The organism is Streptomyces sp. NPDC055103 (assembly GCF_053607625.1).
In genome coordinates, this window is record NZ_JBSGTX010000030.1 from 24,882 (window position 1) to 47,307 (window position 22,426).

At 71.4% G+C, this 22,426-nt stretch carries 25 protein-coding genes and 1 pseudogene; 9 read left to right on the forward strand and 17 right to left on the reverse strand.

Annotation, left to right across the window (positions count from 1 at the left end):
- Positions 1-125: 125 nt before the first annotated feature.
- Positions 126-863: a prepilin peptidase gene (locus ACWFR1_RS20070; protein ID WP_453553064.1), complete on the reverse strand. Its 738-nt coding sequence runs from the start codon at positions 861-863 to the stop codon at positions 126-128.
- Positions 864-903: 40 nt separating this feature from the next.
- Here ACWFR1_RS20070 and ACWFR1_RS20075 point away from each other — a divergent pair, with 40 nt between their 5' ends.
- Positions 904-1,275 carry a DUF192 domain-containing protein gene (locus ACWFR1_RS20075; protein WP_453552939.1) on the forward strand — a complete coding sequence of 124 codons (372 nt, stop codon included), beginning with the start codon at positions 904-906 and terminating at the stop codon, positions 1,273-1,275.
- Here ACWFR1_RS20075 and ACWFR1_RS20080 read toward each other — a convergent pair.
- Positions 1,247-2,359: a mannosyltransferase family protein gene (locus ACWFR1_RS20080; RefSeq protein ID WP_453552941.1), complete on the reverse strand. Its 1,113-nt coding sequence runs from the start codon at positions 2,357-2,359 to the stop codon at positions 1,247-1,249. The two genes, ACWFR1_RS20075 and ACWFR1_RS20080, sit on opposite strands and share 29 nt — an antisense overlap.
- Before the next feature lie 31 nt (positions 2,360-2,390).
- Positions 2,391-2,753, reverse strand: a complete 363-nt coding sequence (locus ACWFR1_RS20085; protein ID WP_453552943.1) for a hypothetical protein — start codon at positions 2,751-2,753, stop codon at positions 2,391-2,393.
- Positions 2,754-3,095: 342 nt separating this feature from the next.
- Here ACWFR1_RS20085 and ACWFR1_RS20090 point away from each other — a divergent pair, with 342 nt between their 5' ends.
- Positions 3,096-3,911, forward strand: coding sequence for an endonuclease domain-containing protein (locus tag ACWFR1_RS20090; protein WP_453552945.1), 816 nt, complete (start codon positions 3,096-3,098; stop codon positions 3,909-3,911).
- Positions 3,912-4,047: 136 nt separating this feature from the next.
- On the opposite strand, the gene ACWFR1_RS20095 is transcribed toward ACWFR1_RS20090, so the two are convergent.
- Positions 4,048-5,262: a hypothetical protein gene (locus tag ACWFR1_RS20095; protein WP_453552947.1), complete on the reverse strand. Its 1,215-nt coding sequence runs from the start codon at positions 5,260-5,262 to the stop codon at positions 4,048-4,050.
- Between the two features lie 477 nt (positions 5,263-5,739).
- Between ACWFR1_RS20095 and ACWFR1_RS20100 the strand changes: the two genes are divergently transcribed.
- Together ACWFR1_RS20100 and ACWFR1_RS20105 are read left to right on the forward strand one after the other, a co-directional pair.
- Positions 5,740-6,069 carry a hypothetical protein gene (locus ACWFR1_RS20100; protein ID WP_453552949.1) on the forward strand — a complete coding sequence of 110 codons (330 nt, stop codon included), beginning with the start codon at positions 5,740-5,742 and terminating at the stop codon, positions 6,067-6,069.
- On the forward strand, positions 6,045-6,461 hold the full coding sequence (locus ACWFR1_RS20105; protein ID WP_453552951.1) for a type II toxin-antitoxin system VapC family toxin: 417 nt from the start codon (positions 6,045-6,047) through the stop codon (positions 6,459-6,461). The genes ACWFR1_RS20100 and ACWFR1_RS20105 overlap by 25 nt, the downstream gene beginning before the upstream one ends.
- 69 nt (positions 6,462-6,530) lie before the next feature.
- Here ACWFR1_RS20105 and ACWFR1_RS20110 read toward each other — a convergent pair whose 3' ends face one another.
- From ACWFR1_RS20110 to ACWFR1_RS20130, 5 genes and pseudogenes are all read right to left on the reverse strand, one after another.
- On the reverse strand, positions 6,531-7,139 hold the full coding sequence (locus ACWFR1_RS20110; RefSeq protein WP_453552953.1) for an OmpA family protein: 609 nt from the start codon (positions 7,137-7,139) through the stop codon (positions 6,531-6,533).
- A gap of 9 nt (positions 7,140-7,148) precedes the next feature.
- Positions 7,149-7,721, reverse strand: coding sequence for a hypothetical protein (locus ACWFR1_RS20115; RefSeq protein WP_453552955.1), 573 nt, complete (start codon positions 7,719-7,721; stop codon positions 7,149-7,151).
- A 31-nt stretch (positions 7,722-7,752) separates the two neighbouring features.
- Positions 7,753-8,334 (reverse strand): annotated as a pseudogene (locus ACWFR1_RS20120) (pilus assembly protein TadG-related protein); the annotation flags it as partial.
- 35 nt (positions 8,335-8,369) lie between these two features.
- A complete protein-coding gene (locus tag ACWFR1_RS20125) occupies positions 8,370-8,585 on the reverse strand; it encodes a Flp family type IVb pilin (RefSeq protein WP_453553066.1) in 216 nt (71 codons plus the stop codon).
- A 325-nt stretch (positions 8,586-8,910) separates the two neighbouring features.
- Complete coding sequence (locus ACWFR1_RS20130; protein ID WP_453552957.1) at positions 8,911-9,171, reverse strand: GntR family transcriptional regulator; 261 nt, start codon at positions 9,169-9,171, stop codon at positions 8,911-8,913.
- Positions 9,172-9,470: 299 nt separating this feature from the next.
- On the opposite strand from ACWFR1_RS20130, the gene ACWFR1_RS20135 reads away from it, so the two are divergent.
- Together ACWFR1_RS20135 and ACWFR1_RS20140 are read left to right on the forward strand one after the other, a co-directional pair.
- Entirely contained in the window at positions 9,471-9,677 is a 207-nt protein-coding gene (locus ACWFR1_RS20135; RefSeq protein WP_453552959.1) for a hypothetical protein, read from the forward strand.
- Positions 9,677-10,033 carry a hypothetical protein gene (locus tag ACWFR1_RS20140; RefSeq protein ID WP_453552961.1) on the forward strand — a complete coding sequence of 119 codons (357 nt, stop codon included), beginning with the start codon at positions 9,677-9,679 and terminating at the stop codon, positions 10,031-10,033. The genes ACWFR1_RS20135 and ACWFR1_RS20140 overlap by 1 nt, the downstream gene beginning before the upstream one ends.
- Positions 10,034-10,111: 78 nt before the next feature.
- Here the strand turns inward: ACWFR1_RS20140 and ACWFR1_RS20145 are convergent, their stop codons facing one another.
- The 8 genes from ACWFR1_RS20145 to ACWFR1_RS20180 all read right to left on the reverse strand — a co-directional run bounded on the left by ACWFR1_RS20145 (position 10,112) and on the right by ACWFR1_RS20180 (position 17,364).
- Positions 10,112-10,999, reverse strand: a complete 888-nt coding sequence (locus ACWFR1_RS20145; RefSeq protein ID WP_453552963.1) for a DUF5936 domain-containing protein — start codon at positions 10,997-10,999, stop codon at positions 10,112-10,114.
- A gap of 14 nt (positions 11,000-11,013) precedes the next feature.
- A complete protein-coding gene (locus ACWFR1_RS20150; protein WP_453552965.1) occupies positions 11,014-11,961 on the reverse strand; it encodes a type II secretion system F family protein in 948 nt (315 codons plus the stop codon).
- A gap of 12 nt (positions 11,962-11,973) precedes the next feature.
- Positions 11,974-13,317, reverse strand: a complete 1,344-nt coding sequence (locus ACWFR1_RS20155) for a CpaF family protein (protein WP_453552967.1) — start codon at positions 13,315-13,317, stop codon at positions 11,974-11,976.
- Between the two features lie 16 nt (positions 13,318-13,333).
- Complete coding sequence (locus tag ACWFR1_RS20160; protein ID WP_453552969.1) at positions 13,334-13,714, reverse strand: TadE/TadG family type IV pilus assembly protein; 381 nt, start codon at positions 13,712-13,714, stop codon at positions 13,334-13,336.
- The gene (locus ACWFR1_RS20165; RefSeq protein ID WP_453552971.1) at positions 13,711-14,082 is read right to left on the reverse strand and encodes a TadE/TadG family type IV pilus assembly protein; all 372 of its coding nucleotides are present in this window, start codon (positions 14,080-14,082) and stop codon (positions 13,711-13,713) included. Before ACWFR1_RS20165 ends, ACWFR1_RS20160 begins: the two co-directional genes overlap by 4 nt.
- 3 nt (positions 14,083-14,085) lie before the next feature.
- Positions 14,086-15,357, reverse strand: coding sequence for an AAA family ATPase (locus tag ACWFR1_RS20170; RefSeq protein ID WP_453552973.1), 1,272 nt, complete (start codon positions 15,355-15,357; stop codon positions 14,086-14,088).
- Positions 15,358-15,368: 11 nt separating this feature from the next.
- The gene (gene cpaB, locus ACWFR1_RS20175; RefSeq protein WP_453552975.1) at positions 15,369-16,079 is read right to left on the reverse strand and encodes a Flp pilus assembly protein CpaB; all 711 of its coding nucleotides are present in this window, start codon (positions 16,077-16,079) and stop codon (positions 15,369-15,371) included.
- A 235-nt stretch (positions 16,080-16,314) separates the two neighbouring features.
- Positions 16,315-17,364, reverse strand: a complete 1,050-nt coding sequence (locus ACWFR1_RS20180) for a hypothetical protein (RefSeq protein WP_453552977.1) — start codon at positions 17,362-17,364, stop codon at positions 16,315-16,317.
- Between the two features lie 373 nt (positions 17,365-17,737).
- Here ACWFR1_RS20180 and ACWFR1_RS20185 point away from each other — a divergent pair, with 373 nt between their 5' ends.
- The 3 genes from ACWFR1_RS20185 to ACWFR1_RS20195 all read left to right on the forward strand — a co-directional run bounded on the left by ACWFR1_RS20185 (position 17,738) and on the right by ACWFR1_RS20195 (position 22,405).
- Positions 17,738-19,453 (forward strand): chitinase, encoded by a 1,716-nt coding sequence (locus tag ACWFR1_RS20185; protein WP_453552979.1) that lies wholly within the window; start codon positions 17,738-17,740, stop codon positions 19,451-19,453.
- A gap of 428 nt (positions 19,454-19,881) precedes the next feature.
- The gene (locus ACWFR1_RS20190) at positions 19,882-21,267 is read left to right on the forward strand and encodes a M14 family metallopeptidase (protein ID WP_453552981.1); all 1,386 of its coding nucleotides are present in this window, start codon (positions 19,882-19,884) and stop codon (positions 21,265-21,267) included.
- 166 nt (positions 21,268-21,433) lie between these two features.
- On the forward strand, positions 21,434-22,405 hold the full coding sequence (locus ACWFR1_RS20195) for a hypothetical protein (protein WP_453552983.1): 972 nt from the start codon (positions 21,434-21,436) through the stop codon (positions 22,403-22,405).
- Positions 22,406-22,426 lie beyond the last annotated feature (21 nt).

The window sequence follows — 22,426 nt, forward strand, 5'->3', positions numbered from 1 at the left end:
CGGAACTGACCGCCCGGGATTCGTCGGATCCCAGTCGGGACAAGGGTTGTGGTGCCGTGTGGCGGGTTTGCGCCCCGGCGTGGCGGCGGGGTTCCGTCGCGGCGCGGCGTTGACGCCCGCCCGCTTCAGGGGAGCGCGGTGAAGGCCCCGAGGAGCAGCCCGAGCAGGCCGCCCACCAGCATGAACGGGCCGAAGGGGATCGCCGAGGAGCGGTCGGCGCGGCGCAGCAGGACGAGGCCGAGGCCGTACACCGCGCCGAGGAGGAAGCCCGCGAAGGCTCCGGCGAACAGGACGCCCCAGCCGTACCAGCCGAGGGCGGCGCCCAGCGGCAGCGCCAGTTTGACGTCACCGAAGCCGAGTCCCGACGGATTGATCACGAAGAGCACCAGGTAGGACCCGCCGAGGGCGAGGGCGCCGAGGAGGGCGTGGAGCCAGGAGCCCGCGTCGTACGGCAGGAGTTCCGCGCCACCGAGGAGCAGCGGGACCGTCGCGGCGAGCGGCAGGGTGAGCCCGTCGGGGAGCCGGTGGACGCGGGCGTCGACGCAGGCGAGGAGGACGGCGAAGGGCGCGCCGAGCAGCCAGACCGCCAGCTCGGGCCGGGGCCCGCCGGTGGCGGCGGCGAGCGCGGCGCAGGCGAGGGCGGTGAGGAGCGGCGCGGCGAGCGGGGTGGCGCTGGTCGCGCAGTCCTGCCGCCCGGGCCGGCCGAGCCACCCGCGCGCGGGGCCCGCGAGCGGGTGCCCGACGGGGCAGCGGTCGCGCCAGGGCTCGTCGGCCGGCACGGAGAGCCGGTACGCGGCGCGCGGGACGAGGAGCCCGACGGCGGCCCCCCACAGGGCGGCGACGGCGATCAGCGTGACGTACACGGAGCTGACCCTATGGGCGTGGGCCGCTACGGTCTGGCGCATGGGGAAATGGCGGGACGGGGTGGGAACGCTGACGGTGGACGCGCTGGCGCTTCCCCTGGAGGTGGCGGCGTCGTACCGGGCGCGGCGGCGGGGGCTGCTCGGCCGGGACGGGATCGCGGGGGCGCTGCTGATCACGCGGACGAACAGCGTGCACACCTTCGGCATGCGCTTCGCGATCGACGTGGCCTACCTGGACCGCGAGCTCAGGGTCCTGTCGGTCGTGACGATGCGGCCGGGACGCCTCGGGATGGTCAGGCCGCGCGGCCGGCACGTCCTGGAGGCGGAGGCGGGCGCCATGGCCGCGTGGGGGCTGCGGCCGGGTACGCGGGTCTCCCCTCGGATCACGGAGGGCCCGAGCCGAGCAGGGTGAACGCCCCGTAGGCGGCGGAGGCGAGCGCGAGCCCGGCGAGGACGGGCACGGCGGCGCGGGTGCGCAGGCGCGCGAGGGCCACGGCGGGCGGGAGGAGCAGCCCGAACGCGGGCATCATCAGGCGCGGCCGGGAGCCGAAGTAGGCGGCTCCGACGAGGGAGACGAGGACGACGCCGATCGTGTAGACGAGCAGGGGCAGCGGCTGCTTCTGCCGCACGCAGAGGGCGACGAGCCAGCCGAGGAGCGCGAGCGCCGCGCACAGGCCGAGGGCGGCGGGCCAGGGCAGGCCGGCGATGAAGCGGGCGAGGGCGACACCGCCGTCGATGGAGTTGCCCCAGGCGGCCTGGACCTCGAAGTAGGCGGTCGCGCTGCCCTCGCGGACACCGACGTACACGACGTACGCGAGCCATCCCAGCGGGGCGAGCAGGACCCCGACCACCGTCCGGAGGGGCAGCCTCCGATCCCGTACGAGGGTGACGAGGGCGGTGATCCCGAGGGCGGCGATCAGTGCGGCGGCCGTCGGCCGGGTGAGCCCTGCGGCGGTGCACAGGAGGCCGGCGAGGATCCACTTGCCGCGCAGGACGGCGTACAGCGACCAGGCGGCGAGGGCGGTGAACAGGGTCTCCGTGTAGGCCATCGACTGTACGAACGCGGTCGGGTACACGCCCCAGAGGACGGCGAGCAGCACCCCGGCGCGCTCCCCCGCGACGTGGGCGCCGCACCGGTGGATGCCCCAGGCGGCGGCGAGCGCGGCGGTCCAGGAGACGAGCAGCCCGGCGGTCGCCGCGTCGACGGGGAGGACGGCGGACAGGCCCCGCTCCAGGGCGGGGAGGAGCGGGAAGAAGGCCAGGTCGGAGTGGACGTCGCCGTTCGGCAGGGTGACCTCGTACCCGTATCCGTGCTCGGCGACGCGGACGTACCAGACGGAGTCCCAGCGACCCTTGAGCCGGTGCAGCCCGTCCTTGCCGGTCGCGGCGGCGGCGATGGCGAGGACGGCCAGACCGACGAGCCGGGTGGCGGCGTAGCCGCCGAGGGCGGTGAGGGTGGAGCGGGAGAGGCTGAGGGGACGGTGGGGCTGGGACATGCGCCCGATTATCCCGGGGCCGCCCTACGCCTCACCCAAGGGGCCTTATCCGGACGAACTTCGCGGAGAGGGCGGGCCCGAGCTGCTGGACGATGCCGTGCCCCGGCTCCTGCGGGGAGGGCAGGTCGCCGAGGAACGAGGTGACGATGACCTCGTCGATGCCGAGAACACCCCGACAGCACTGCTCCTCCAGGAAGTCGAGGGTACGGCGCCAGTCGGCGGCGGTCGGGTCCTCGCCGAGGAAGGAGCGGACGGTGCCCTGGACGACGTCCCAGAAGAAGACGTGCGGCAGGACGTCGCCCTGGGTGAAGACATGGGTCTCGTACGCTCCCCGGAACTCGGGAATCCGGGTGACGAGGTCACTGACCAGTTGGACACTCGGCGTCGACGTCATCGGCAGCCCACTTCGGAACGGTCCCTGTGGTGTCGGGTACTCAGCTCCAGAATGCTCCTCCGCCGCCCCTACGTCCCGTCACTTTTGCGCTTTCCTGACGACGGCTTTCACCGGGTTTTCCACAGGGGGTGCGAAGTGTCCCTCCTCCGTGGATCGTTGGGCGTATGTACGAGTTGGCGATCCTCGCGAGGGGCGGGGCACTCCTGACCGAGTGGGCGTACGCGGCGGGCTGGTCGCGAGGGCGACTGCGGGGACGGCTCCGGAGAGAAGGCTGGCAGCCGATCTGCCGGGGGGGCGTGGGCGGCCCCGGGAAAGGACGTGGGCCATCGGGAGAGAGCGACCGTGGTCCAACTTCTCCGTCCCGACCTGGTGTGCAGCCACACCACGGCGGCGAGGCTGCACCGAGCCGAGCTCCTGGACGTGAACGGTGGACGGCGCCGTGACGGGCAAGACCCCTCGGAACCAATGGAGTTCACCACCCACCGGCCGGGATCGAGCGGCATCACCGGCCGCACCGACGTACGCGTCCACTCGGCCCACTCCCTCACCCAGGCGGACTGGTCGGTACGGGCCGGCCTGCGGGTGACGACTCCCGTGCGGACAATCGGCGACCTGATACGACGCGGCCCCCGCGAGGAAGCCGTGGTCGTGGCGGACTCGGCGCTGTCCCGGCGTACGGTCTCGGGCGTCAGACGCGAGGCGCTCGTCCACCATGACGCCCTGGTGGCCGAACTCTCCTCTCCCCGCCCGGGCGCGGCCCTGGCGCGCGAATGGCTGAGGCTGACCGACCCGGAGGCCGGCTCCCCCGCGGAGACGATCGCCCGCCTCCGGATGCATGACGCGGGCCTCCGACCGGAGTCCCAGCCCGTCCTCCGGACTGCGGACGGGCGGGCCCTCCGCCCTGACTTCCTCTTCCGCGCGGCGGGCCTCGTCGTCGAGATCGAGGGCTTCGCCTTCCACGGCGACCGCCGGGCGCACGAACGGGACATCGCCCGCTTCAACGCCCTCCAGACCTGCCCGGAGGTCCGCCGCGTCCTGCGCTTCACGGCCCGGGACGTCTTCGACCGTCCGGATCGGGTGATCGCGACGATCCGGACGGCCTTGGCCCTGCTGGCGCCGACGCCGACGCCGACCCCAACCCCGCCGTACTCCCGCTAGCACGCGGAACGTCATCCACCCCGGAGGGTAAATCGCCTACCCGAGACGCGCCGCGGCGGGGCTGGGGTTCCCCTCGGGCAGGCGGACGGGGGACGGGCGGGCGGGGGCGGGAGCGACGGGACGGGCGGGCGTCGCGTCAGCGTTCGCGGCGCAACGAGATCCGCACGTTCTCGTCGTCGTCGCGCGTGACGAAAAGGCCCGAGCCGCTCACGTCGGTGTAGTACGGGGTCTCGACGCCCAGGCCGAGGACCTTCGCCGCGCCGTCGGCGACAGCGAGGTCGAGCTGGGCTACGACCGGTTCACCCCCGGGCGAATCCTCCTGCACCTGGCCGTAGGCGGTGCCGTCGTCGCGGAGCGAAGCGAGGACGATGGCCTTGCGGTCGCCGTCGCCCTCCAGGCAGATCCCCTTCTTCCGTTCCAGGTCGAAGGCGACGGGGCCCGCTGCCAGGTAGCGACCCGAAGGCGAGGTGATCACCCGGTAGTCGCGCTTCGCGGCCGAGCGCCCCACTCCGCTGTACTCGTCGTATCCGCACTCCATCCGGGCCTGGACCCGGCCCGTACGCACGTCATGCACCGACCAGACCGGAACGGCATCGCCGGCCGCGTCCCAATGGGCGAGGACCTGACCGGCCCCGACGCCGTACGCCTTGCCGTTCCAGGAGTCGAGGATGCCGGCCCTCGCGGCGACGCCGTCGGGACGGACGTCGCCGCTGAACCAGCGACCGGGCACACCGAAGCCACCACGCCCCACCGCCACCAGTGGACCGTCGGCGGAGGCCGCCACCACGCGGCTGTCGTAACAGCCGTCCGGCTCCTGGTCGCACCACCGCCCCAGAAGTCGGTCGGGTTCCTTGTACGGGGTGAGCGCGCCGGTCACCACATCCACGGCGTGGGACCACCGCGGGAACGTGCCCTCCTCGCCCCAGGCGACCAGCAGCCGCCCGCCGTCCGCCCGCACCGACACCTCACCCGGGTCGGCCGACACCGGTACGTCGATCTCCCGCAGCGGCTTCACGGAGGAGCCGGACGCGTCCGCCGCGTACACCGCCAGCCGGACCACCTCGGTGCCCTCGTGCAGCGCGTCCTTGCCCCGCATGCCGTGCGCGTACGCGACGACGTAGCTCCGGCCGTCCTGTTCGACGCCTGTCACGTCCGGGATCTCGGCCGCCTCGCCGGACTCGGGGTCGCCCTCCGCGCCCTCCACGGGCGTCGGCGGCTTCCACGGAACGGAGGTCCAGCGCGTCTCACCGCTGTCCGCGGCCCTGACCCGCAGCGTGTACCCGTCGGACGACGCGTGCATGAGCGCGACCGCCCCCTGGCCCGGCACGACGGCGAGGGGCAACGTCCACACGGCCCCGGGCACCCAGGCGAGGCTCTCATCCCACCCCTTGGCCGCGTCGTAGGCAGTGGCCGGAACTCAACCACGGTGCCCCACCTGGGAGATGGGGAAGATGGTCGATGACAAGCCCGCCTTCCCCCGCCCACCCGTCCAGGAATGACCGAAACCGGGCAGCGACCTCGACCGCCCACGTCAGGGGCAGACACAGGTACGCGACCCCCGCCCCCGCCAGGGACGGTCGGCCCCCGCCCTCCGCCCCAGTCGTCCACGGCGGCGGCCAGGAGCCGCAACGACCGCCGGCGACGTTCCGCGCAGAGGCTCTCGTCGTCGGGGGCACGGTGGTGGGGGTGCTGGTCCCAGAGGACAAGTCGCAGCGCGTCGGCCCGTAACGCCCGACCGGGGCCGGGGCCGGGGGCGTCCGCCGTCGGCTCGACGCTTGGCGTTCACATCCGACCACGCATTTGCTACCCCATTTGCTACTATCGTCTCATGGACACTCCCCAGGAGTACGGCCCGGACGAGGGCCCCGCCCAGAAGGTCAGCGTCTCCATGCCGGCCGGGCGGATCGCGGCCGTGAAGGCGCGTGTCGGAGCGCGAGGCTTCTCGGCGTACATCAGCGCGGCCGTCGAGCGGCAGATACAGCGCGACCTGCTGGACGAGCTGTTGGAGGCGAGCGAGCAGGAGACCGGTCCGATTCCTCAGGCCATGCAGGATCGCGCCACCGAGGCCATCCTGGCGGCCGAAGCACTCGCCGCGTCGGAGACCGGCGCTGAGATCAACCGGGAGGACGGGGCGTGGCCCGACCGAGCGGTCAGCTGAGCCACGGAATTCTGCTGCTCGACAGCGAGGGCCTGTCGAAGGCCGTGAATGCCGACCCCCAGGTCACCGCCTTCATCAAGGCGGCCCAGGCCAAGGACCTGCTCGTGGCGGTAAGTGACCTGACGCTCATCGAGGCATGGCACATGAGAGTCCAGATGGCCCGCTTCCGCTGGTACGTGTCACGGCTTGAAGTACTGCCCGTCACCGAGGCGCTGACCTGGAGCGCGATCGACTTGTTGCGCGACGCGAACCTGCACGGCCACAAGTACGCCATCGATGCGGTGGTTGCCGCGACGGCCTTGAGTCACCACGGCCCCCGGATCATCCTCACGTCGGACGTCGACGACATGGTCAAGCTCTGCGGAGCCAGGGCGCACGTCGAGGGCGTCTGAGGCAGGACGCCGACCGGGCGGGGCCGGACCGCAGGAGAGTCGCGACCCGGGCCCGGTGCTCGTGCCCCGTCAATTCGTGGTGCGGGGGAAGGAGACCTCGACGCGCCGGTTCTTCTTGCGGCCCTCCTCGGTCGCGTTGTCCGCGATCGGGTAGTCCTCGCTGTAGCCCCGGATGTCGAAGGTCGTCCCGGGGTCGAGACTCCGGGCGAGGACCTGCTGCACGGCGACGGCACGCTGCTTCGACAGCTTGAGCCCGTGCTCGTACGTCCCGAGGTTGTCGGTGAACCCGAAGACCCGGACGCGGCTGGAGCCGAGCTTGTTGACCTCGGCGGCGATCGCGGCGATGCGGGATGTGGCGGAAGGGCTCAGCTTGGCGCTGTTCTTCGGGAACAGCACCTCGGCCTGGAGCGCGAAGGTCACGTCCACGTTGGTGTCCTGCCGGCGCTCCGCACCGCCCTCCTCCTCGACGATCTGCTTGATGTCGAGCACCTTGGCGGGAGCGAGGGTGGCACCGTCGGGAAGCATCAGCCCTGGGGCGTCGGCGTTGATGGCGGGCGGCGCGGCGGCGACGCCGGCGGAGCCGGGGGGATCGTCGGCGTGCGCGGTGGGTGTCGCCAGCGGCCAGAGAGCCACGGAGGTGAGGGCCAGCGCGGCCAGGCGGCGGTTCGTCGTCGTCATGGCGTCGCCTCAGGAGAGTTTGAGGGTGGCGGGTTCGAAGGTGGGGAGCTGGAAGGAGACGTCGGTGGTGGAGGCGGGGGGTGCGGGGAATTGCATGAAGACGGGGACCGAGTCGCCTGCGGATACGACACCGAGCCCCGCTGTGGTCAACGGCCTCCCATCCGTGTCCCGCAACACGTAGTACCTCTTCTTGCCCACAGAATCGACGAGCGTTGCCCCACCCAGGGAAGTGCCATGCTTCAGCACCTCCGTCTCGTCACCACTAACCTGCGCGGGGACGGCAGCGCCAGAGTCCCCGCTATTGCGCAGTTGGCCCTTGACTGTGAGGAATCCGCCAGCGTCTCGTTCAATCGAGTTGATGGCGAGTTCCAGACTCTTGCGCCCCTTGAGGACAGCCAGCGTCTCCGCTGGCTCTTCGACTGGCTGAGAGGCCTTTGTGGTCTCACCCTGCTGTGGGGTAGTGCCCGCCACAGAGGGCTTATGGTCCTTCGGCTTCTCCTCAGCTCCACAGCCGACCGCGAGGAAAGCTACCGACGCGACTGCGAGGGAAGCCAATCCCCGGCGTGCGTATCGAACGTTCATGAAGCGCGCTTCCTTTACTCGTCGTCGCAGGTCATTCGGACAGTCGGACCGTGAAGAGATCGACGGCTCCTGGCAGGGTCGGATTCTCCGGATCGATCTCCCAGGCAACCCCGTCACAAGTGAGCCCCTCGATCGGACCCTCTTCCTCCTCCTCACCCTCGTCGGGTGGCGGCGGCGTGGAGGGAGGCGGCTTCGAGGGGGGCTCCGGCTCCTCGAACTCGCAGCGCGGTTCGATCACTGCTGAAGCAGATGCCGTTGCAGGATGCGACTCCGAGCTATTCGTACGCACCGTCACACGGAAGCCGCCTGGAGCGAGGGGCCTACAGGAGTCTCCGGACAGTTCGGCGCCGTTCCGAGCCGCGAACTCCGCCGCCTGACCGCACGCGGCATCGCTGTCGTATTCCAGTCCGGAAAGAAACCGGCCCCACTGCCCCGGGTCGAGGAGCACCTCGACCCAGCCCTCCCGCAGCTGCGCCCGAGCATCCTGGGCAGCCGCTAGGGCTGCTGCGTCGGCCGCAGTCTGGGCGCTGTTCCGGGTGAATGCGGCCTGTCCCACCGCGAAGTAGGCGAACGCCAAAAACAAGAGACCTGCCACAACAGCAATGTAGACAGGGAACGCCTGCCCGGAGTCGCGTCGGGTTCTGCGAACTACCCGCCAGTCAGCTCGGCGATCTTCTCCGTAATGGCGGTCTTGATCGACTGGCCGATGTCCGTGCCGGTGATCGCCACCACGATCGCCACCACCACCACAATGATCCCCAGGTACTCCACCGCCGTCTGCCCGCGGTCCCTCGTGGACCTTGTCGTCCAGCTCCATGCCCGCACCTTGGCCTTGGTCGCGGCCTTCAGCATCGCGTCGTACATCGTGGTCCCCTCCGCGTTCGGACGCCAGTGGTCGTGTCGGCGCACAGGGCCCGTGGGCCCCTCTGTGGGTGCCGGTCATCGGGTCGGCCTGGTGCCCAGCCAAAAGGCTAGGGCCTCGGCGTGCGTGGCGGTGTGGAGTTCAGCGAAGGTGATGGAGCAAGTCTCGGCGATCAGCCGGTCGTTCAGGCCTGTGGCAATCAAGTCCCGTCACCCCCACCTCTCTCACACTCGGTCCGCACTCTGTCACATGCCGTTGCGTGCGCGAAGGAGGATCGTCAAGCTGCGGTGAGATTGAGACAGTTGCCGTCGACGTCGTGACCGTGGGTCAGGCGTCGGGACCGCCACCCTCGGGCGGCTGCTCAGCGACGAAGCTGCCTCGCTGCGGGATGGTCATCACCCATCCCTCCGAGCGCAGGAGGGCGACGGCCTGCCGTGCCGTGTCCCTCGCCACGCCATAGTCCGCCACCAGCTTCGACTCGGACGGAATCGGGTCCCTCGGCTGAAGCTCGCCGGACTTGATCCGCTCACGGATCACTCGGGCCACCTGCTTATAGATGGGCGTCGGGTCAAAACGGTCGATAACCATGTCCAGGACGTTAGCTACGTGCTATACGCCGCGCATATGGGCAACGTCCTAGACGAGGTAGACAAGGCCTACAAGTACGGCTAGCGTTCAAAACGGAAGACCCCGGCGAGTGCGCGAACACTCCCGGGGCGTGGCCAACCTGTGGAAAGCAGGTCAACATGACAGACCTTATCCGTGCCCTCGTTCTGTGGGCGAGGCTGGTGTTCGGGTCGCGGGGAAGCGGCCGGCATCGCGTACGTACCGCGCTGTGGACAGACAACCGGCCCCCGTGCCGGGTCCCGGCGGTGAGTTCGGGGGCGGTGCGACTTCCCGCCCCACGCTCCCCCTACGGGCTCGACCGGCCGCTGAACGGGAACGAGACCGCGCTCGTCCGCCCCTACCTGCTCGCGTACGACCAGCGGCAGGAACGGGCGCGGCAGCGGCAGCGGCGGCTCGCGCTCGTCCTCGCGGCGGACTTCGGGATCGATCTGGACAGCCGGGATCTGCACGGGCTGGGGGTGGCGTGATGACGACCTCGACCGCCGTCCCCGCCCCCGAACTCTGCGGGGCTCGGTGGCCCGGTGAGGACCGTCCCGGCCGTCACCGCCCGCCGTGCTCGCTTCCCGCCGGGCACGAGGGTGCGCACCGCAACGCGGAGGAGGCGGCCACGCGGGCGGCAGCTCGGCAGCCCGTACGGATGTGCGTGCGGTGCTGCGCGATCACGACGGACCCGGTCGTCGTCTGCGAGGTGCACCAGAGCTCCGGGCCCGGATTCAACGTCTACGCCTGCCCGGAGTGCGCGCCGCACTACCCGCCCGCGCCGGACGTGCTCGACCTGTTCCACGACCGGGACCGAGGGGAGGGTGGCGGCTCCCCGCGCTAGCGCTCGGACGGGTGGCGCGAGGTGCGCCGCCCGTCCACGGCGGGCGCCCGGGGCGCGGGCGGCTTCACCGGGGCCCGCTCACTCGCCCGTCACCGAGCCGAAGTCCGTGCCCGTGCCCAGGAACAGGCCCGCGCCGAGGAGGATCATCGTCGCCGGGACCATCAGGGTGGTGATGACCATCGTCGCCTTCGGGACCGCCTTCGCCGCCTTGCGGCGGGCGTTCTGCGCGTCCGTGCGCCGCATGTCGTTGGCGATCTGTATGAGGGTGTCGACGATCGGGGCGCCCAGCTCCTCGCCCTGCTGGAGCGCCGTGACGAACTGCGCCACCTGCTCCGAGTCGTTGCGGCGGCGCAGTTCGTCGAAGGCCTGGCGGCGGCTGACGCCCATGTCCATCTGGCGCAGGGTGATGCGGAGTTCGTCGGACCAGGGGCCCGCGTACTGTTCCGCGACCCGTTCCAGGGCCTGGCGGAAGCCGAGGCCGGCCGAGACGACCACGGCGAGGACGTCAAGGAAGTCCGGGAGGGTGCGTTCGATCTGGTCCTTGCGGATGCGGACGGCCGACCAGATGCCGACCTCCGTCCAGAACGCGCCGAACGCGAAGAGGAGCAGCGCGACCAGGACCGAGCCCTTGGACAGCATGAGCAGGCCGCCTAGCACGCCGAGGAAGCCGTACACGGCACGCCTCGCCCCGTACCGGTCGATCGTCAGGCCGCCGGGGTTGCCCGCGAGGTCGATGCGGCGGCGTACGGCGTTGACCCGTTTGGGGCCCATCAGGCGGAGGACCGCGGGTGACCAGCGCATGCCGAGGCGGTCCACCGCGGAATCGACCGCGCCTGTCCGGGTCGCGCCGACCTCCAGGGCGAGCTTGAGGTCGTCGGGGAGGCGGGCGTCGGCGCGGTAGAGGCGCAGGCCGTAGCAGAAGCCCGTGACGGCGAGGCCGGCGAGGAGGGCGAGGAGGAGGTCCATGGCGCGCGCCCGTCCTATACGTCGATCTTCGAGAAGCGGCGGATGGCGGCGAAGCCGACCACGTACAGGGCGCAGGCGACGACCACCGCGAACTGTCCGACGGTCGAGCCGGTCATGCGGTCGAGGGCGCCGGGCTGCATGTTGTCGATGAGCAGGAGGGAGCCGACGCCGATGACGGGGACGGCGTACGCGGTCATGCTCACCTGGGAGAGCTGGGTGCGGACCTCGCGCCGGGTCTCCTTGCGTTCCTCCAGGGTCTCGGTGAGGTTCCGGAGGGAGGAGACGACGGTGCCGCCCGCGCGGTTGGCGAGGACGAGGGTGGTGACGAGGACGACCAGTTCGCGGGAGGGGAGGCGTTCCGCTAGTTCACCCAAGGCGTCGTCCAGGGACGTGCCGACCGCCAACTGTTGTGCCACCTTCTCCAGTTCGTCTCCGGCCGGGGACTCCAGCTCGTCGGCGGCGAGGCTCAGCGCCATGCGCAGGGCCAGTCCGGCCTGGGTGGCGTTGGCCAGGATGCGGGAGAGCTCGGGGAGTTGGTTGATGAACTTCTCGATGCGCTTCTGGCGCTGCCAGTTGAGGAAGCCCCAGGCCACCCATACGCCCAGAAGACCGCAGATCGGGCCGAAGAACGGCGAGAGCGCCGACTGTCCGACGACCCAGAGGACGGCCACGGTCGCCGCCAGGCCTACGGTGAACTCGCCGGGTGTCACGTCCAGTCCCGTCGCCGAGATCCGCAGTTCCAGCTTCCGGCCGAGGGACGTCCGGCGTACGCGCCGGTCGATGCCCCGGAAGCGGCGCCTGCGGCGGCCGGTCGCCTCCGGCTCGTGCGTCTCGTCGAGCCGGGCGACGAGCGCCGCGTGGCGGCGGGCGCCGTTCGCGTACACCTGGACGCCCGTCACGCCGAGGACGCCGCAGAGCAGCGCCACGCCGATCGTCAGCCACACGGGATCGATCACGGTCATGGACCTCTGCTCCTAGTTCGCTTCTCGGGTGGCCAGTCCGGCGTCCGTCGCGGCCACGCCGAAGGCCTGCGGGACGGGCTGACCTGCCATGTAGAGCCGCTCGGCGACCCGCCGGGGCAGCGGGTGGTACGTGAACTGTCCGTACACCCGGCCGTCGGCGGCGACCGGCTGCGCCTGGAAGCGGCAGATCGTGGCGAGCAGGAAGCGCTCGCGCCCGTGGGAGGCGAGGACGGCGATCTCGGTGATCCTGCGGGTGCCGTCCGGGTGCCGGGTCAGCTGGACGAGGACGTCGACCGCGCTGTTGATCTGGTCGCGCAGCGCCTCGAACGGCACCTTCACCTCGGACATCGAGGCGAGTGTCTGGAGCCGCATCAGGGCGTCCTCGGCGGAGTTGGCGTGGACGGTGGCGAGCGAGCCGTCGTGGCCGGTGGACATCGCCTGGAGCATGTCGAGGGTCTCGCCGCCTCGGACTTCACCCACGATGATGCGGTCGGGGCGCATGCGGAGCGAGTTACGGACCAGGTCGCGGATGGAGATGGCTCCGCGTCCCTCGATGTTGGGTGGGCGGGCCTCCAGGCGGATGACGTGGGCCTGCTGGAGCTGGAGCTCCGCCGAGTCCTCGATGGTGATGATCCGCTCGCCCTCCGGGACGAGCCCGGAGAGGGCGTTGAGGAGGGTCGTCTTGCCGGTGCCGGTGGCGCCGGAGACGATCACGTTGAACTTGGCCTGCACGAGCCCGGACAGCAGGAGCAGCATCTGCTCGTCGAGCGAGCCGAGGCCGATCATCTCGTGGAGCGTGTACGCGCGGGGGAAGCGGCGGATGGTGAGCGTCGCTCCGGTGAGGGAGAGCGGCGGGATGATGACGTTGACGCGCTCGCCGGACGGGAGCCGGGCGTCGACCATCGGGTTCGACTCGTCGACGCGGCGGTTGACGGTGGAGACGATCCGCTCGATGGTCTGCATCAGCTGGTCGTGGGAGGCGAAGCGGAGCGGGAGGAGTTCGACGCGGCCGTTGCGCTCGATGAAGATCTGGTCGGGGCCGTTCACCATGATCTCGGTGATCGAGGCGTCCTCGAGGAGGGGTTCGAGGACGCCGAGGCCGAGGGCCTCGTCGACGACGCGGCGGATCAGCTGGGCGCGCTCGGCCGTGGAGAGGACCGGTCCCTCGCGGCTGATGATGTGGCCGAGGACGCGCTCCAGGCGGGCGCGCCGCTCGGCGGCCGCGAGCGCGGACATCTCCGTGAGGTCGATCTCCTCCAGGAGCTTGGCGCGGAAGGCGGCGACGAGATGGCCGTCCTCCCGGCCGGCTCCGGCGCCCTTGTCCTCGGGGGCGTTGATCCGGGCGCGCAGACTCATGACGTGTCGTCCCTTCTCATTCGTCGTCCTCGGTGGGCGGCGGCTCGGGCATGGTGGCGGTCTTGACGATGGGGTCGAAGTCCCAGAAGGGCAGGACACGGGGGATCTCGACGGTGACGGTGGCGACCCCGCCGCCGACGTCGATGTCGGAGCGGCTCGCGATCCAGCCGCTCATGGCCGCGAGGCCGGCCGCCTCGGGCTCGGGCGCGTCCTCTTCGTCGGTGGTGTCGGCGCGGGCGGCGGCGCGGGCCGCCGTGCCCGCCTGCTGGGCCGCGTACGCGACGACACCGAGCTGGAGGCCCGCGAGCCCGACGATGAGCAGGAGGGGGAGGAAGCCGAGGTACTCGATGGCTGCCTGGCCCCGGTCGCGGGTCCTCGTGCGGAGGTGTTCCCTCATGGCCTCAGGCCCTCCTCGGAGATCGCGCCCGCCGTGGCGTCCACGCGGAAGAGGCCGCCCACCCCCGGGAAGAGGACGGGGACCTCGACGCTCACGACGGCCGTCGCCATGCCGCCCGCCGTGGAGCAGCTCGGCTGGGCGCTGCCGGCCCAGGCGCCGTCCAGGTGCCGGGTCGCGGCGCCCGCGCAGTCACCGCCGACGGCCTCCGCCCGCGCCCCCTCGTCCGCCGCGTTGGCGGCGAGCGTGTACGTGTAGCCGACGAGGACGACCTGCCAGAGCAGGGCCAGCGTGAGCAGGATGAGCGGCACCATCCCGAGGAACTCGATCGCCACCTGTCCCCTGTCGTCGTCCCGGTACGCCGCCCGCATGGCTCAGCGGCCTCCGGTGCGGCGGCGCAGGCCCAGCGAGCCCCGGTCGCCCGCCCGGGCGAGCTCCTTGCCGGGCCTGCCGGGCTTCCCTGATGCGGGGGCCGTCGCCTGGACCAGGCCCAGTTCGCCCGCGAGGGACCACAGGGCCTGCTTGACCGTCGAGCGGGCGTCGAGGTCGTGCAGCCGGCCCGCGTCGACGACGGCCTGGAGTTCCTTGAAGTTGGCGGGGACGGAGACGCCCGCCGTCCGGGTGCCGGTGATCTTCTGGACGAGGGGCGCCTGGATCTCGGTGGACCGGTGGTGGCGGTTGACCAGGGTGGTGGTCTCCTCGGCCTTCCGTACCTGGAGGCGCTCCCACATCCGTACGGTCCGCTTGGCGGCCCGCACCGCGACCACGTCCGGTGTGGTGACCAGGAGCGCGGTGTCGGCCATCTCGATGGCGGCGGCGTTGGCGCTGGTGAGCTGGGAGCCGCAGTCGACGACGACGACCTCGTGCCGGGCGCGCAGGGCGCTGACGATCTGGCGGGCGGCGCGGTCGGTGACCTCCTCGCCGCGTTCCCCCTCCGCCGGGGCGAGGAGCAGCGCGAGGCCGGTCTCGTGGACGTACACGGCGTCCTGGAGGACGCGCGGCGAGATGTCGGCGATCGCCGCGAGGTCGGCGGCCGACCGCCGGAACTGGACGTCCAGGTACGAGGCGATGTCGCCGCCCTGGAGGTCGAGGTCGACGAGGGCGACGCTGCGCCCGGAGGCGCGGGCGGCGAGGGCGAGGTGGACGGCGGTGACGGTGGTGCCGACGCCGCCCTTGGCGCCGCTGACGGTGACGACGGTGCCGCCGGGTCCGGTGGCGACGTCGGCCCCGCCGCCGAGGTGGCGGCGGACCCCGGCGGACCACTGGGCGGCGGCCTGGACGCGGCTGGCGAGTTCCTCGTATCCGAGGGGGAGGGTGACGAGGCCGCGGGCGCCGGAGTCCATGGCGGCGGAGAAGAGGACGGGGCTGGCGTCGGCGGTGATGAGGACGACGCCGACGGCCGGGAAGCGGAGGGCGACCTCGCGGATGACGTCGAGCGCGGGGACGGGTCCGATCCGCTCATGGACGAGGACGACCTCGGGGAGCTCGTCGAGGGACTCGGCGGCGAGCCGGGCGAGGGTGTCGACCAGCTGGGTGGAGTCGGTGACGGGCCCGGCGGGTTCGGCGTCGGGGAGCTGGCTGAGCAGGGTGACGACGGACCGGGCCGCGTCGGGGTCCCCGACGGCCGGAAGAATCCTGGTGGTCATGCCGGGCCGCCTTACTTTTCTTCGTCGAGCGTGTAGGTGCGGTCGCGCTGGTCGGCCGGGGCGCCGCCGGTGGTGGGGGCGACGAGGGCGAGGCGTACGTGCTCGGCGAAGGACTCGGCGTACGCGACGCGCTGGGTGTCGAGGGTGGAGAGGGCGAAGCTGATGGGGACGGCATCGGTGGCGGCGCGGCCGGAGCGGTCGTTGCGGTTGTCGATGGGGGTGAGCTTGCCGACGGAGAGGACGCGGGCGTTGGCGACGATCATCCGCGACTGGGCGGGGTCGTCCTTCTTCTCGCCGGCGAAGGTGGCGTAGATGTTGACGGTGGCGCCGGCGTTGATCTTTCCCGCGACGCCGGTCGCCGCGTCGATCATGATGGCGATCTCCTGCTCACCCGGCTTGAGTTCGGGCCGCTCGACGCTCATGTCACTCTGGAGGAGGGAGCCCTTCTTGAGCTCGGTGACGGCGATCCTGCCCTCGATCTGGCGGAGATCGGTGACGGCGGTGGCGGAGAGCCAGCGCTTGGGCATGGTGATCTTCTCGAACTGGTCCGCTCTCAGGGCCTCGTAGGGCCGCACGTTCACGCTGAGCCGGTACGCGGTGACTTCCGGCCCGACCTTCGCGTTCACGTCGCTGATGACCGTGAGGACGCCGGCGAAGGCGCCGAGGGCGCACAGGACGGAGAGCAGCAGCAGGATCACGCCGCGGCGCTGGCGGGAGTTCATGGCCGGACTTCCTCGATCGGAGACGTGGGTCTGGACGGGCGGGGACGGCCGGGGTGGCCGGAGTGGTGCGTGGGGTCGTGCGTGGGGTGGTGCATGGGGTGGTTCGCGCCGTGGTGCGTGGGGTGGTTCGCGCCGTGGTGCGTGGGGTGGTTCGCGCCGTGGTGCATGGGGTGGTTCGCGCCGTGGTGCGCGGAGTGGTTCGTGGGGTGGTTCGCGGGGTGGCTCGCGGCGGCGGTCACGGGACGGTTCGGGGGTCGATCGCGGGTGCGGCGCCGAGGGCGCGTGGGGCGCCTAGGGGTCGCGTGGTGCCCCGGGCCGGGACCGGGTCGAGGGCCGGGGCCGTACCGGCGGCCGAGGGCGGGCCCGCGCCGAGGGCCTGGGCCGGACCGAGGCCCGCGCCGAGCGCCTGGGTCGCTCCCCGGGCCACCGCGGCCTGCGGAGGGACGGCGGGTACGGCGGGTACGGTCAGCGGGGCCGCGCAGAAGCCGCAGCGGTCGCCGATGAGCTCCATCCCGCACCAGTGGCAGGCCTCGCGCCGTACGGACGAGACGAGCTGGTAGAGGACGGGCAGGTCGGGCAGGTACGCGACGAACTCCACGAGCTTGCCCGTGCCCCACCAGCCGGGCGAGGTCTCGGGCAGCGCGGTCTCCAGGACGGCGTTCCCGATCCGCCAGGCGGGGACGAGGGCGGTGGTGGGCCAGTCGGTCTGGAGCTGGCCGCGCGCGACGAGGAGCTGTGTGGCGAACTCCGGCCCCGCGAGGCGCTGGTCCCCCGTGCCGCCCAGCCGGACGATCTGCGGTACGGGCCCGGCGAGGACGGCGAAGTGGGCCCCAGGCAGCCAGCCCTTGAGGTGGGAGGACAAGCTGACGGGTACGCGGTCGAGGCGGGACACCGAGCCGAGGACGGCCCCCGCGTAGATGTAGTGGGCGAGCAGCCTGGCGGCGGAGGCGAGCACCCCGGGGCTGAAGTCGCAGGCCGCCAACTGCCGCAGCTGCCGGACGAGTACGGCCGCCCCGAGGGGCGGCAGGTCGGTCCTGACCAGCGCGATCCGGTCGCTCTCGAGGAGGCCGCGGACGGCGTGCAGGCGCCGCTCGACGGCGGCGGGGGCGGAGGTCGGGCAGACGACGACCACGCTTCCGTACCGCACGAGGAGTTGCTGCATGTCGGCGACGGAGGCGTCGAGGGACCGTGTCTCGGGGGCCGGGAGGACGGCGGCGTCGGGTGTCTGCGGGTCGCTCGGCGGCAGCACCAGGTCGGCGCTGGTGACCGCGATCGCTGTCGGCACGTCAGACCCCCGTCCCCTCCGGCCTCCGGATTCCCGGGGGCCGCAGATCACCTACCGCGTTCGCGGCGTCACCGCAGGGCGCCGCCGCCTCTGCACCTTATCCACGCCACCCGGGGTGGTGAACACACAATCCGCCAAGCTGCTCCCACTTTCTTCGGGCCCGCCGACGGGCCCATCAGCCCTTTTCGCCACGACTTCACCCCGGCCGAACGCCGCCCGCCGCCAGAGGTCTTGACAACGCGATTGGTCTGGACCAGCTTGTTGCGACAACGGTGGCCACCGCCCGCACCCCCGCATCAGCCTCGTACCCCCGTACGAGCCCTCCGTACGACGACGTACGGCACCTCCACATCCCCAACTCCCCCACCGGAGGATGCACGTGGACCGCACCACCACCCGACCGCACGGACGCCGTTGGCTCGGCGGAGCCCTCGCGCTCGCCGTCGGCTCCGGGCTCGTCCTCGTCGGCGGAGCCGGCACCGCTCAGGCGGCCGACGTCAACGTCGCCAAGAACGCCGGGTTCGAGAACGGCCTCACCAACTGGACCTGTTCCGCCGGAAGCGGCGCCGCCGTCTCCTCGCCGGTGCGCACCGGGACCGGCGCCCTGAAGGCCACCCCCGCCGGCCTCGACAACGCCAAGTGCGTGCAGACCGTGACCGTCAAGCCCAACTCCACGTACACGCTGAGCGCCTGGGTCCAGGGCGGGTACGCCTACCTCGGCGCGAGCGGCACCGGCACCACCGACGTCTCCACCTGGACGCCCGACAGCGCCGCCTGGAAGCAGCTCACGACGAGCTTCACCACCGGGTCGGGCACGACCTCCGTCCAGATCTACACCCACGGCTGGTACGGCACCTCCCCCTACGTCGTCGACGACGTGAGCGTCTTCGGCCCCGACGGGGGCGGCGGCCAGGACCCCGACCCGGTGATCCCGGCCACGCCCGCGGGCCTCGCCGCCGGCACGGCCACGTCGAGCTCCGTCACCCTCAGCTGGGGAGCGGTCTCCGGCGCGACGGGCTACAAGGTGTACCGCGACGGCGCCAACCCGCGGGCCGTGAACGGCACTTCCGCCACCGTCTCCGGCCTCACCGCCGACACCGCCTACCAGTTCCAGGTCTCCGCGACGAACTCCGCGGGCGAGTCCGCCAAGTCCGCGGCCGTCTCGGCCCGCACCGCCAAGGTCACCGACCCGGGTCCCGGGCCGGCCGTCCCCAAGCACGCGCTGACCGGGTACTGGCAGAACTTCGACAACGGCGCGACGGTCCAGAAGCTGCGGGACGTCCAGTCGCAGTACGACATCATCGCCGTCTCCTTCGCCGACTCGACCACCACGCCCGGCCAGATCGTCTTCAACCTCGACCCGGCCGTCGGCTACACCTCGGTCGCCGACTTCAAGGCCGACATCGCGGCCAAGAAGGCGGCCGGCAAGTCCGTGATCATCTCGGTCGGCGGCGAGAAGGGGAACGTCACGATCAACAGTGACGCCTCCGCCACCACCTTCGCGAACAGCGCGTACGCGCTGATGCAGGAGTACAGCTTCAGCGGGGTCGACATCGACCTGGAGCACGGCATCAACTCCACGTACCTGACCAAGGCGCTGCGCCAGCTGTCCGCCAAGGCGGGGTCGTCGCTGGTCCTGACGATGGCCCCGCAGACCATCGACATGCAGAACACCGGCACCGAGTACTTCAAGACGGCGCTCGCCGTGAAGGACATCCTCACGGTCGTCAACATGCAGTACTACAACAGCGGTTCGATGCTGGGCTGCGACGGCAAGGTGTACAGCCAGGGCTCGGTGGACTTCCTCACCGCGCTCGCCTGCATCCAGATCCAGGGCGGTCTCGACCCGTCCCAGGTCGGCCTGGGCGTCCCCGCCTCCACGCGGGGCGCGGGCAGCGGCTACGTCGACCCGCAGATCGTGAAGGACGCGCTCGACTGCCTCACCAGGCTCACCGGCTGCGGCACGTACAAGCCGGCCCAGGCCTGGCCGACGCTGCGCGGCGCGATGACCTGGTCGACCAACTGGGACGCGACGGCGGGCAACGCCTGGTCGAACGCCGTCGGTCCGCACGTGCACAACCTCCCCTAGGGCGGAGGATTCTCGCCACGCAGCGCCGCCGCTCCCCCGGCGGCGCTGCGTCATGCCTCCAGGCGTCTCCAAGTTCTCCGGGCGCCTCCGGGTTCTCCGGGCGCCTCCGGATGCCTCCAGGTGTTTCCGGGTGCCTCCGGGTGTCTCCACGGAGCAGGGGCGAGTTCCGGCCGCGCCGGTCGACGGCGGGGCCGGGGCCCCGACCGCGACGGCTGCGGCGCGCGCGACGCGCGAAAGGGCCAGGTGGGAGGCGACCGCGCCCCTTTCGCCTAGCTTGTGCTCGATGACGCATCCGCCCATGAGGATCCCCCGCGGGACCGTATGGCCGAACTCCTCACCTTGACCGGTCCATGACACACCCTCACCATGTGGCCGGACACCCGCACGAGTTTGTCGCACTCCCCCACACTCCCCACCCAGGAGACACCATGCGACGTCCCATCCGCGGCCGAAGGTCCGCCACCCTCGCGGCCCTCGTGGCGCTCGCCCTCGCGGCGCCCCTCTCCGCCCTCTCCTCACCCGCCGGGGCCGACCCGGCACCGACCGCCGCCCGCATCGCCTCCGGCGCCGAGGAGGTGATCCGGCAGTACGAGATCGCCGGACCGTCCACCCCGGCCGCCCGCACCGCGCTCACCGCCACCGGCGTCTCGATCGACGAGGTCGACGCCCGCTCGGTCGTCGTCAGCGCCAACACCGAGCAGCTCGCGACCCTCAAGGCGCTCGGTTACCAGCCGGTCGCCCTCCCCGGACCGCCGAACCGCAACACCGCCGACGGTCACGGCCACTCCCACGACCCGGACGAGGGGCTGGCCGCCGGCCCGCTCGACTTCCCCTCCGCCGACGCGAAGTACCACAACTACGCGGAGATGACCGCCGAGATCGACCAGCGGCTCGCCGCCTACCCGTCGATCATGCGCAAGCAGGTCATCGGGAAGTCCTACCAGGGCCGGGACATCGTCGCGATCAAGATCAGCGACAACGTCGCCACCGACGAGAGCGAGCCCGAGGTCCTCTTCACCCACCACCAGCACGCCCGCGAACACCTCACGGTCGAGATGGCGCTCTACCTGCTCCGCGAGCTCGGCGCGGGATACGGCTCCGACTCCCGGGTCACCAACGCCGTGAACGGCCGCGAGATCTGGATCGTCCCGGACCTCAACCCGGACGGCGGCGAGTACGACATCGCCTCCGGCTCGTACCGGAGCTGGCGCAAGAACCGCCAGCCCAACTCCGGCTCCTCTTACATCGGTACGGACATGAACCGGAACTGGGACTACAAGTGGGGCTGCTGCGGCGGCTCCTCCGGCTCCAAGAGCTCGGAGACGTACCGCGGCGCGGCCCCCGAGTCGGCCCCCGAGGTGAAGGTCGTCGCCGACTTCGTCCGCTCGCGCACGGTCGGCGGCAAGCAGCAGATCTCCGCGGCCATCGACTTCCACACGTACAGCCAGCTGGTTCTCTGGCCCTTCGGCTGGACCACCGCGAACACCGCCCCCGGCATGACCCAGGACGACCGCGACGCCTTCGCGACCGTCGGCGGGAAGATGGCCGCGAGCAACGGCTACACGCCCGAGCAGTCCAGCGACCTCTACATCACGGACGGCTCGATCGACGACTACCTGTGGGGTACGCACCGGATCTTCGGGTACACGTTCGAGATGTACCCGTCCTCGTCCAGCGGCGGCGGCTTCTACCCGCCCGACGAGGTCATCGAGCGCGAGACGAGCCGCAACCGCGACGCCGTACTCCAGCTCCTGGAGAACGCCGACTGCATGTACCGCTCGATCGGCAAGCAGGCGCAGTACTGCGCGGCCTGAGCCTCTTGGGAAGCCTGAGCGGATGAGGGAAACAGGGGTCGACGGGGAGTCCCGTCGACCCCGGCGCCGCATCGCGCTCGAAGGCGGTCGACCCACCCCAAGAGCGCGTCCCCGCAGTCCCGTTGAAACCGAATCGGCGTCCGCCGCGGTCCTGTAGGTTCTGGCCATGGCCAAGAGCAAGGTGATGGAGAACCCGGAGTCGCGCTTCTCCGCAGTACTGGCGAGCGCGGCGAACCTTCCGGGCGTGCGCATCAACAGGGAGGCGTACCTCCGGAAGGCGCTGGCTCGCTATTGCTCGGACGACGACATCCGCCGGGCGATCGAGGAGACCCCTGCGGCGGCCGGTATCCCCGTCGAGGTTCTCGACAAGGCGGCCAACGACTCCATCGGCTACGAGACCGCCAAGGCGAGTGCCTTCTCCGCGGCTGCCGGAATACCCGGCTTCATGGCCCTCCCGGCCACCGTGCCCGCAGACATGGCCCAGTACTTCGGCCACATGCTGCGTATCGCGCAGAAGCTCGCCTATCTCTACAGCTGGCCCGATCTGTTCTCCGGGGACAGCGACGGCGTCGACGACGCGACCAAGAGCGTCCTCACCCTCTTCTTCGGCGTGATGTTCGGAACCCAGTCGGCGAACGCCGCTGTGGGGCAGATCGCGGGGATGATGTCGAAGGAGGTCGCCAAGAAGCTGCCCCAGAAGGCACTCACCCAGGGCGTCGTCTATCCGATCGTGAAGAAGGTCGCCGGATACCTCGGCGTTCAGATGACGAAGCAGACTTTCGCGAAGACCGTCTCGAAGGCCATTCCCGTCGTCGGGGCCGTGGTGTCCGGCGGACTCACGTTCGCGACCTACCGCCCGATGGCGAAGAGACTGAAGAACCACCTCGCCGGCCTGGAGCTGACCAAGCCCAAGCACCGAGCGGCGGAAGCGGATTTCGTGGACGGGGAAGTCGTGGACGAGTATTTCGTGTCCACGGAATACTCGTCCGCTGACACCGTGGACACGGAGACCGTGGACACGGAGACCGTGGACACGGAGACCGTGGACACGGAGACCGTGGACACGGAGACCGTGGACACGGAAATCGTCGAGGTGCGCGGCTCCACCCCGGACCGGACAGCGCCCGCCTCGGCCTGACGGGCGCGGCGCCGGCCGTGC

Excerpts from the sequence above, each read along its gene's own strand:
- ACWFR1_RS20075 (WP_453552939.1), top strand. The coding sequence starts at position 904 with ATGGGGAAATGGCGGGACGGGGTGGGAACGCTGACGGTGGACGCGCTG.
- ACWFR1_RS20080 (WP_453552941.1), bottom strand. The coding sequence starts at position 2,359 with ATGTCCCAGCCCCACCGTCCCCTCAGCCTCTCCCGCTCCACCCTCACC.
- ACWFR1_RS20085 (WP_453552943.1), bottom strand. The coding sequence starts at position 2,753 with ATGACGTCGACGCCGAGTGTCCAACTGGTCAGTGACCTCGTCACCCGG.
- ACWFR1_RS20100 (WP_453552949.1), top strand. The coding sequence starts at position 5,740 with ATGGACACTCCCCAGGAGTACGGCCCGGACGAGGGCCCCGCCCAGAAG.
- ACWFR1_RS20110 (WP_453552953.1), bottom strand. The coding sequence starts at position 7,139 with ATGACGACGACGAACCGCCGCCTGGCCGCGCTGGCCCTCACCTCCGTG.
- ACWFR1_RS20115 (WP_453552955.1), bottom strand. The coding sequence starts at position 7,721 with ATGAACGTTCGATACGCACGCCGGGGATTGGCTTCCCTCGCAGTCGCG.
- ACWFR1_RS20125 (WP_453553066.1), bottom strand. The coding sequence starts at position 8,585 with ATGTACGACGCGATGCTGAAGGCCGCGACCAAGGCCAAGGTGCGGGCA.
- ACWFR1_RS20130 (WP_453552957.1), bottom strand. The coding sequence starts at position 9,171 with ATGGTTATCGACCGTTTTGACCCGACGCCCATCTATAAGCAGGTGGCC.
- ACWFR1_RS20140 (WP_453552961.1), top strand. The coding sequence starts at position 9,677 with ATGACGACCTCGACCGCCGTCCCCGCCCCCGAACTCTGCGGGGCTCGG.
- ACWFR1_RS20145 (WP_453552963.1), bottom strand. The coding sequence starts at position 10,999 with ATGGACCTCCTCCTCGCCCTCCTCGCCGGCCTCGCCGTCACGGGCTTC.
- ACWFR1_RS20150 (WP_453552965.1), bottom strand. The coding sequence starts at position 11,961 with ATGACCGTGATCGATCCCGTGTGGCTGACGATCGGCGTGGCGCTGCTC.
- ACWFR1_RS20155 (WP_453552967.1), bottom strand. The coding sequence starts at position 13,317 with ATGAGTCTGCGCGCCCGGATCAACGCCCCCGAGGACAAGGGCGCCGGA.
- ACWFR1_RS20160 (WP_453552969.1), bottom strand. The coding sequence starts at position 13,714 with ATGAGGGAACACCTCCGCACGAGGACCCGCGACCGGGGCCAGGCAGCC.
- ACWFR1_RS20165 (WP_453552971.1), bottom strand. The coding sequence starts at position 14,082 with ATGCGGGCGGCGTACCGGGACGACGACAGGGGACAGGTGGCGATCGAG.
- ACWFR1_RS20170 (WP_453552973.1), bottom strand. The coding sequence starts at position 15,357 with ATGACCACCAGGATTCTTCCGGCCGTCGGGGACCCCGACGCGGCCCGG.
- cpaB (WP_453552975.1), bottom strand. The coding sequence starts at position 16,079 with ATGAACTCCCGCCAGCGCCGCGGCGTGATCCTGCTGCTGCTCTCCGTC.
- ACWFR1_RS20185 (WP_453552979.1), top strand. The coding sequence starts at position 17,738 with ATGCACGTGGACCGCACCACCACCCGACCGCACGGACGCCGTTGGCTC.
- ACWFR1_RS20190 (WP_453552981.1), top strand. The coding sequence starts at position 19,882 with ATGCGACGTCCCATCCGCGGCCGAAGGTCCGCCACCCTCGCGGCCCTC.
- ACWFR1_RS20195 (WP_453552983.1), top strand. The coding sequence starts at position 21,434 with ATGGCCAAGAGCAAGGTGATGGAGAACCCGGAGTCGCGCTTCTCCGCA.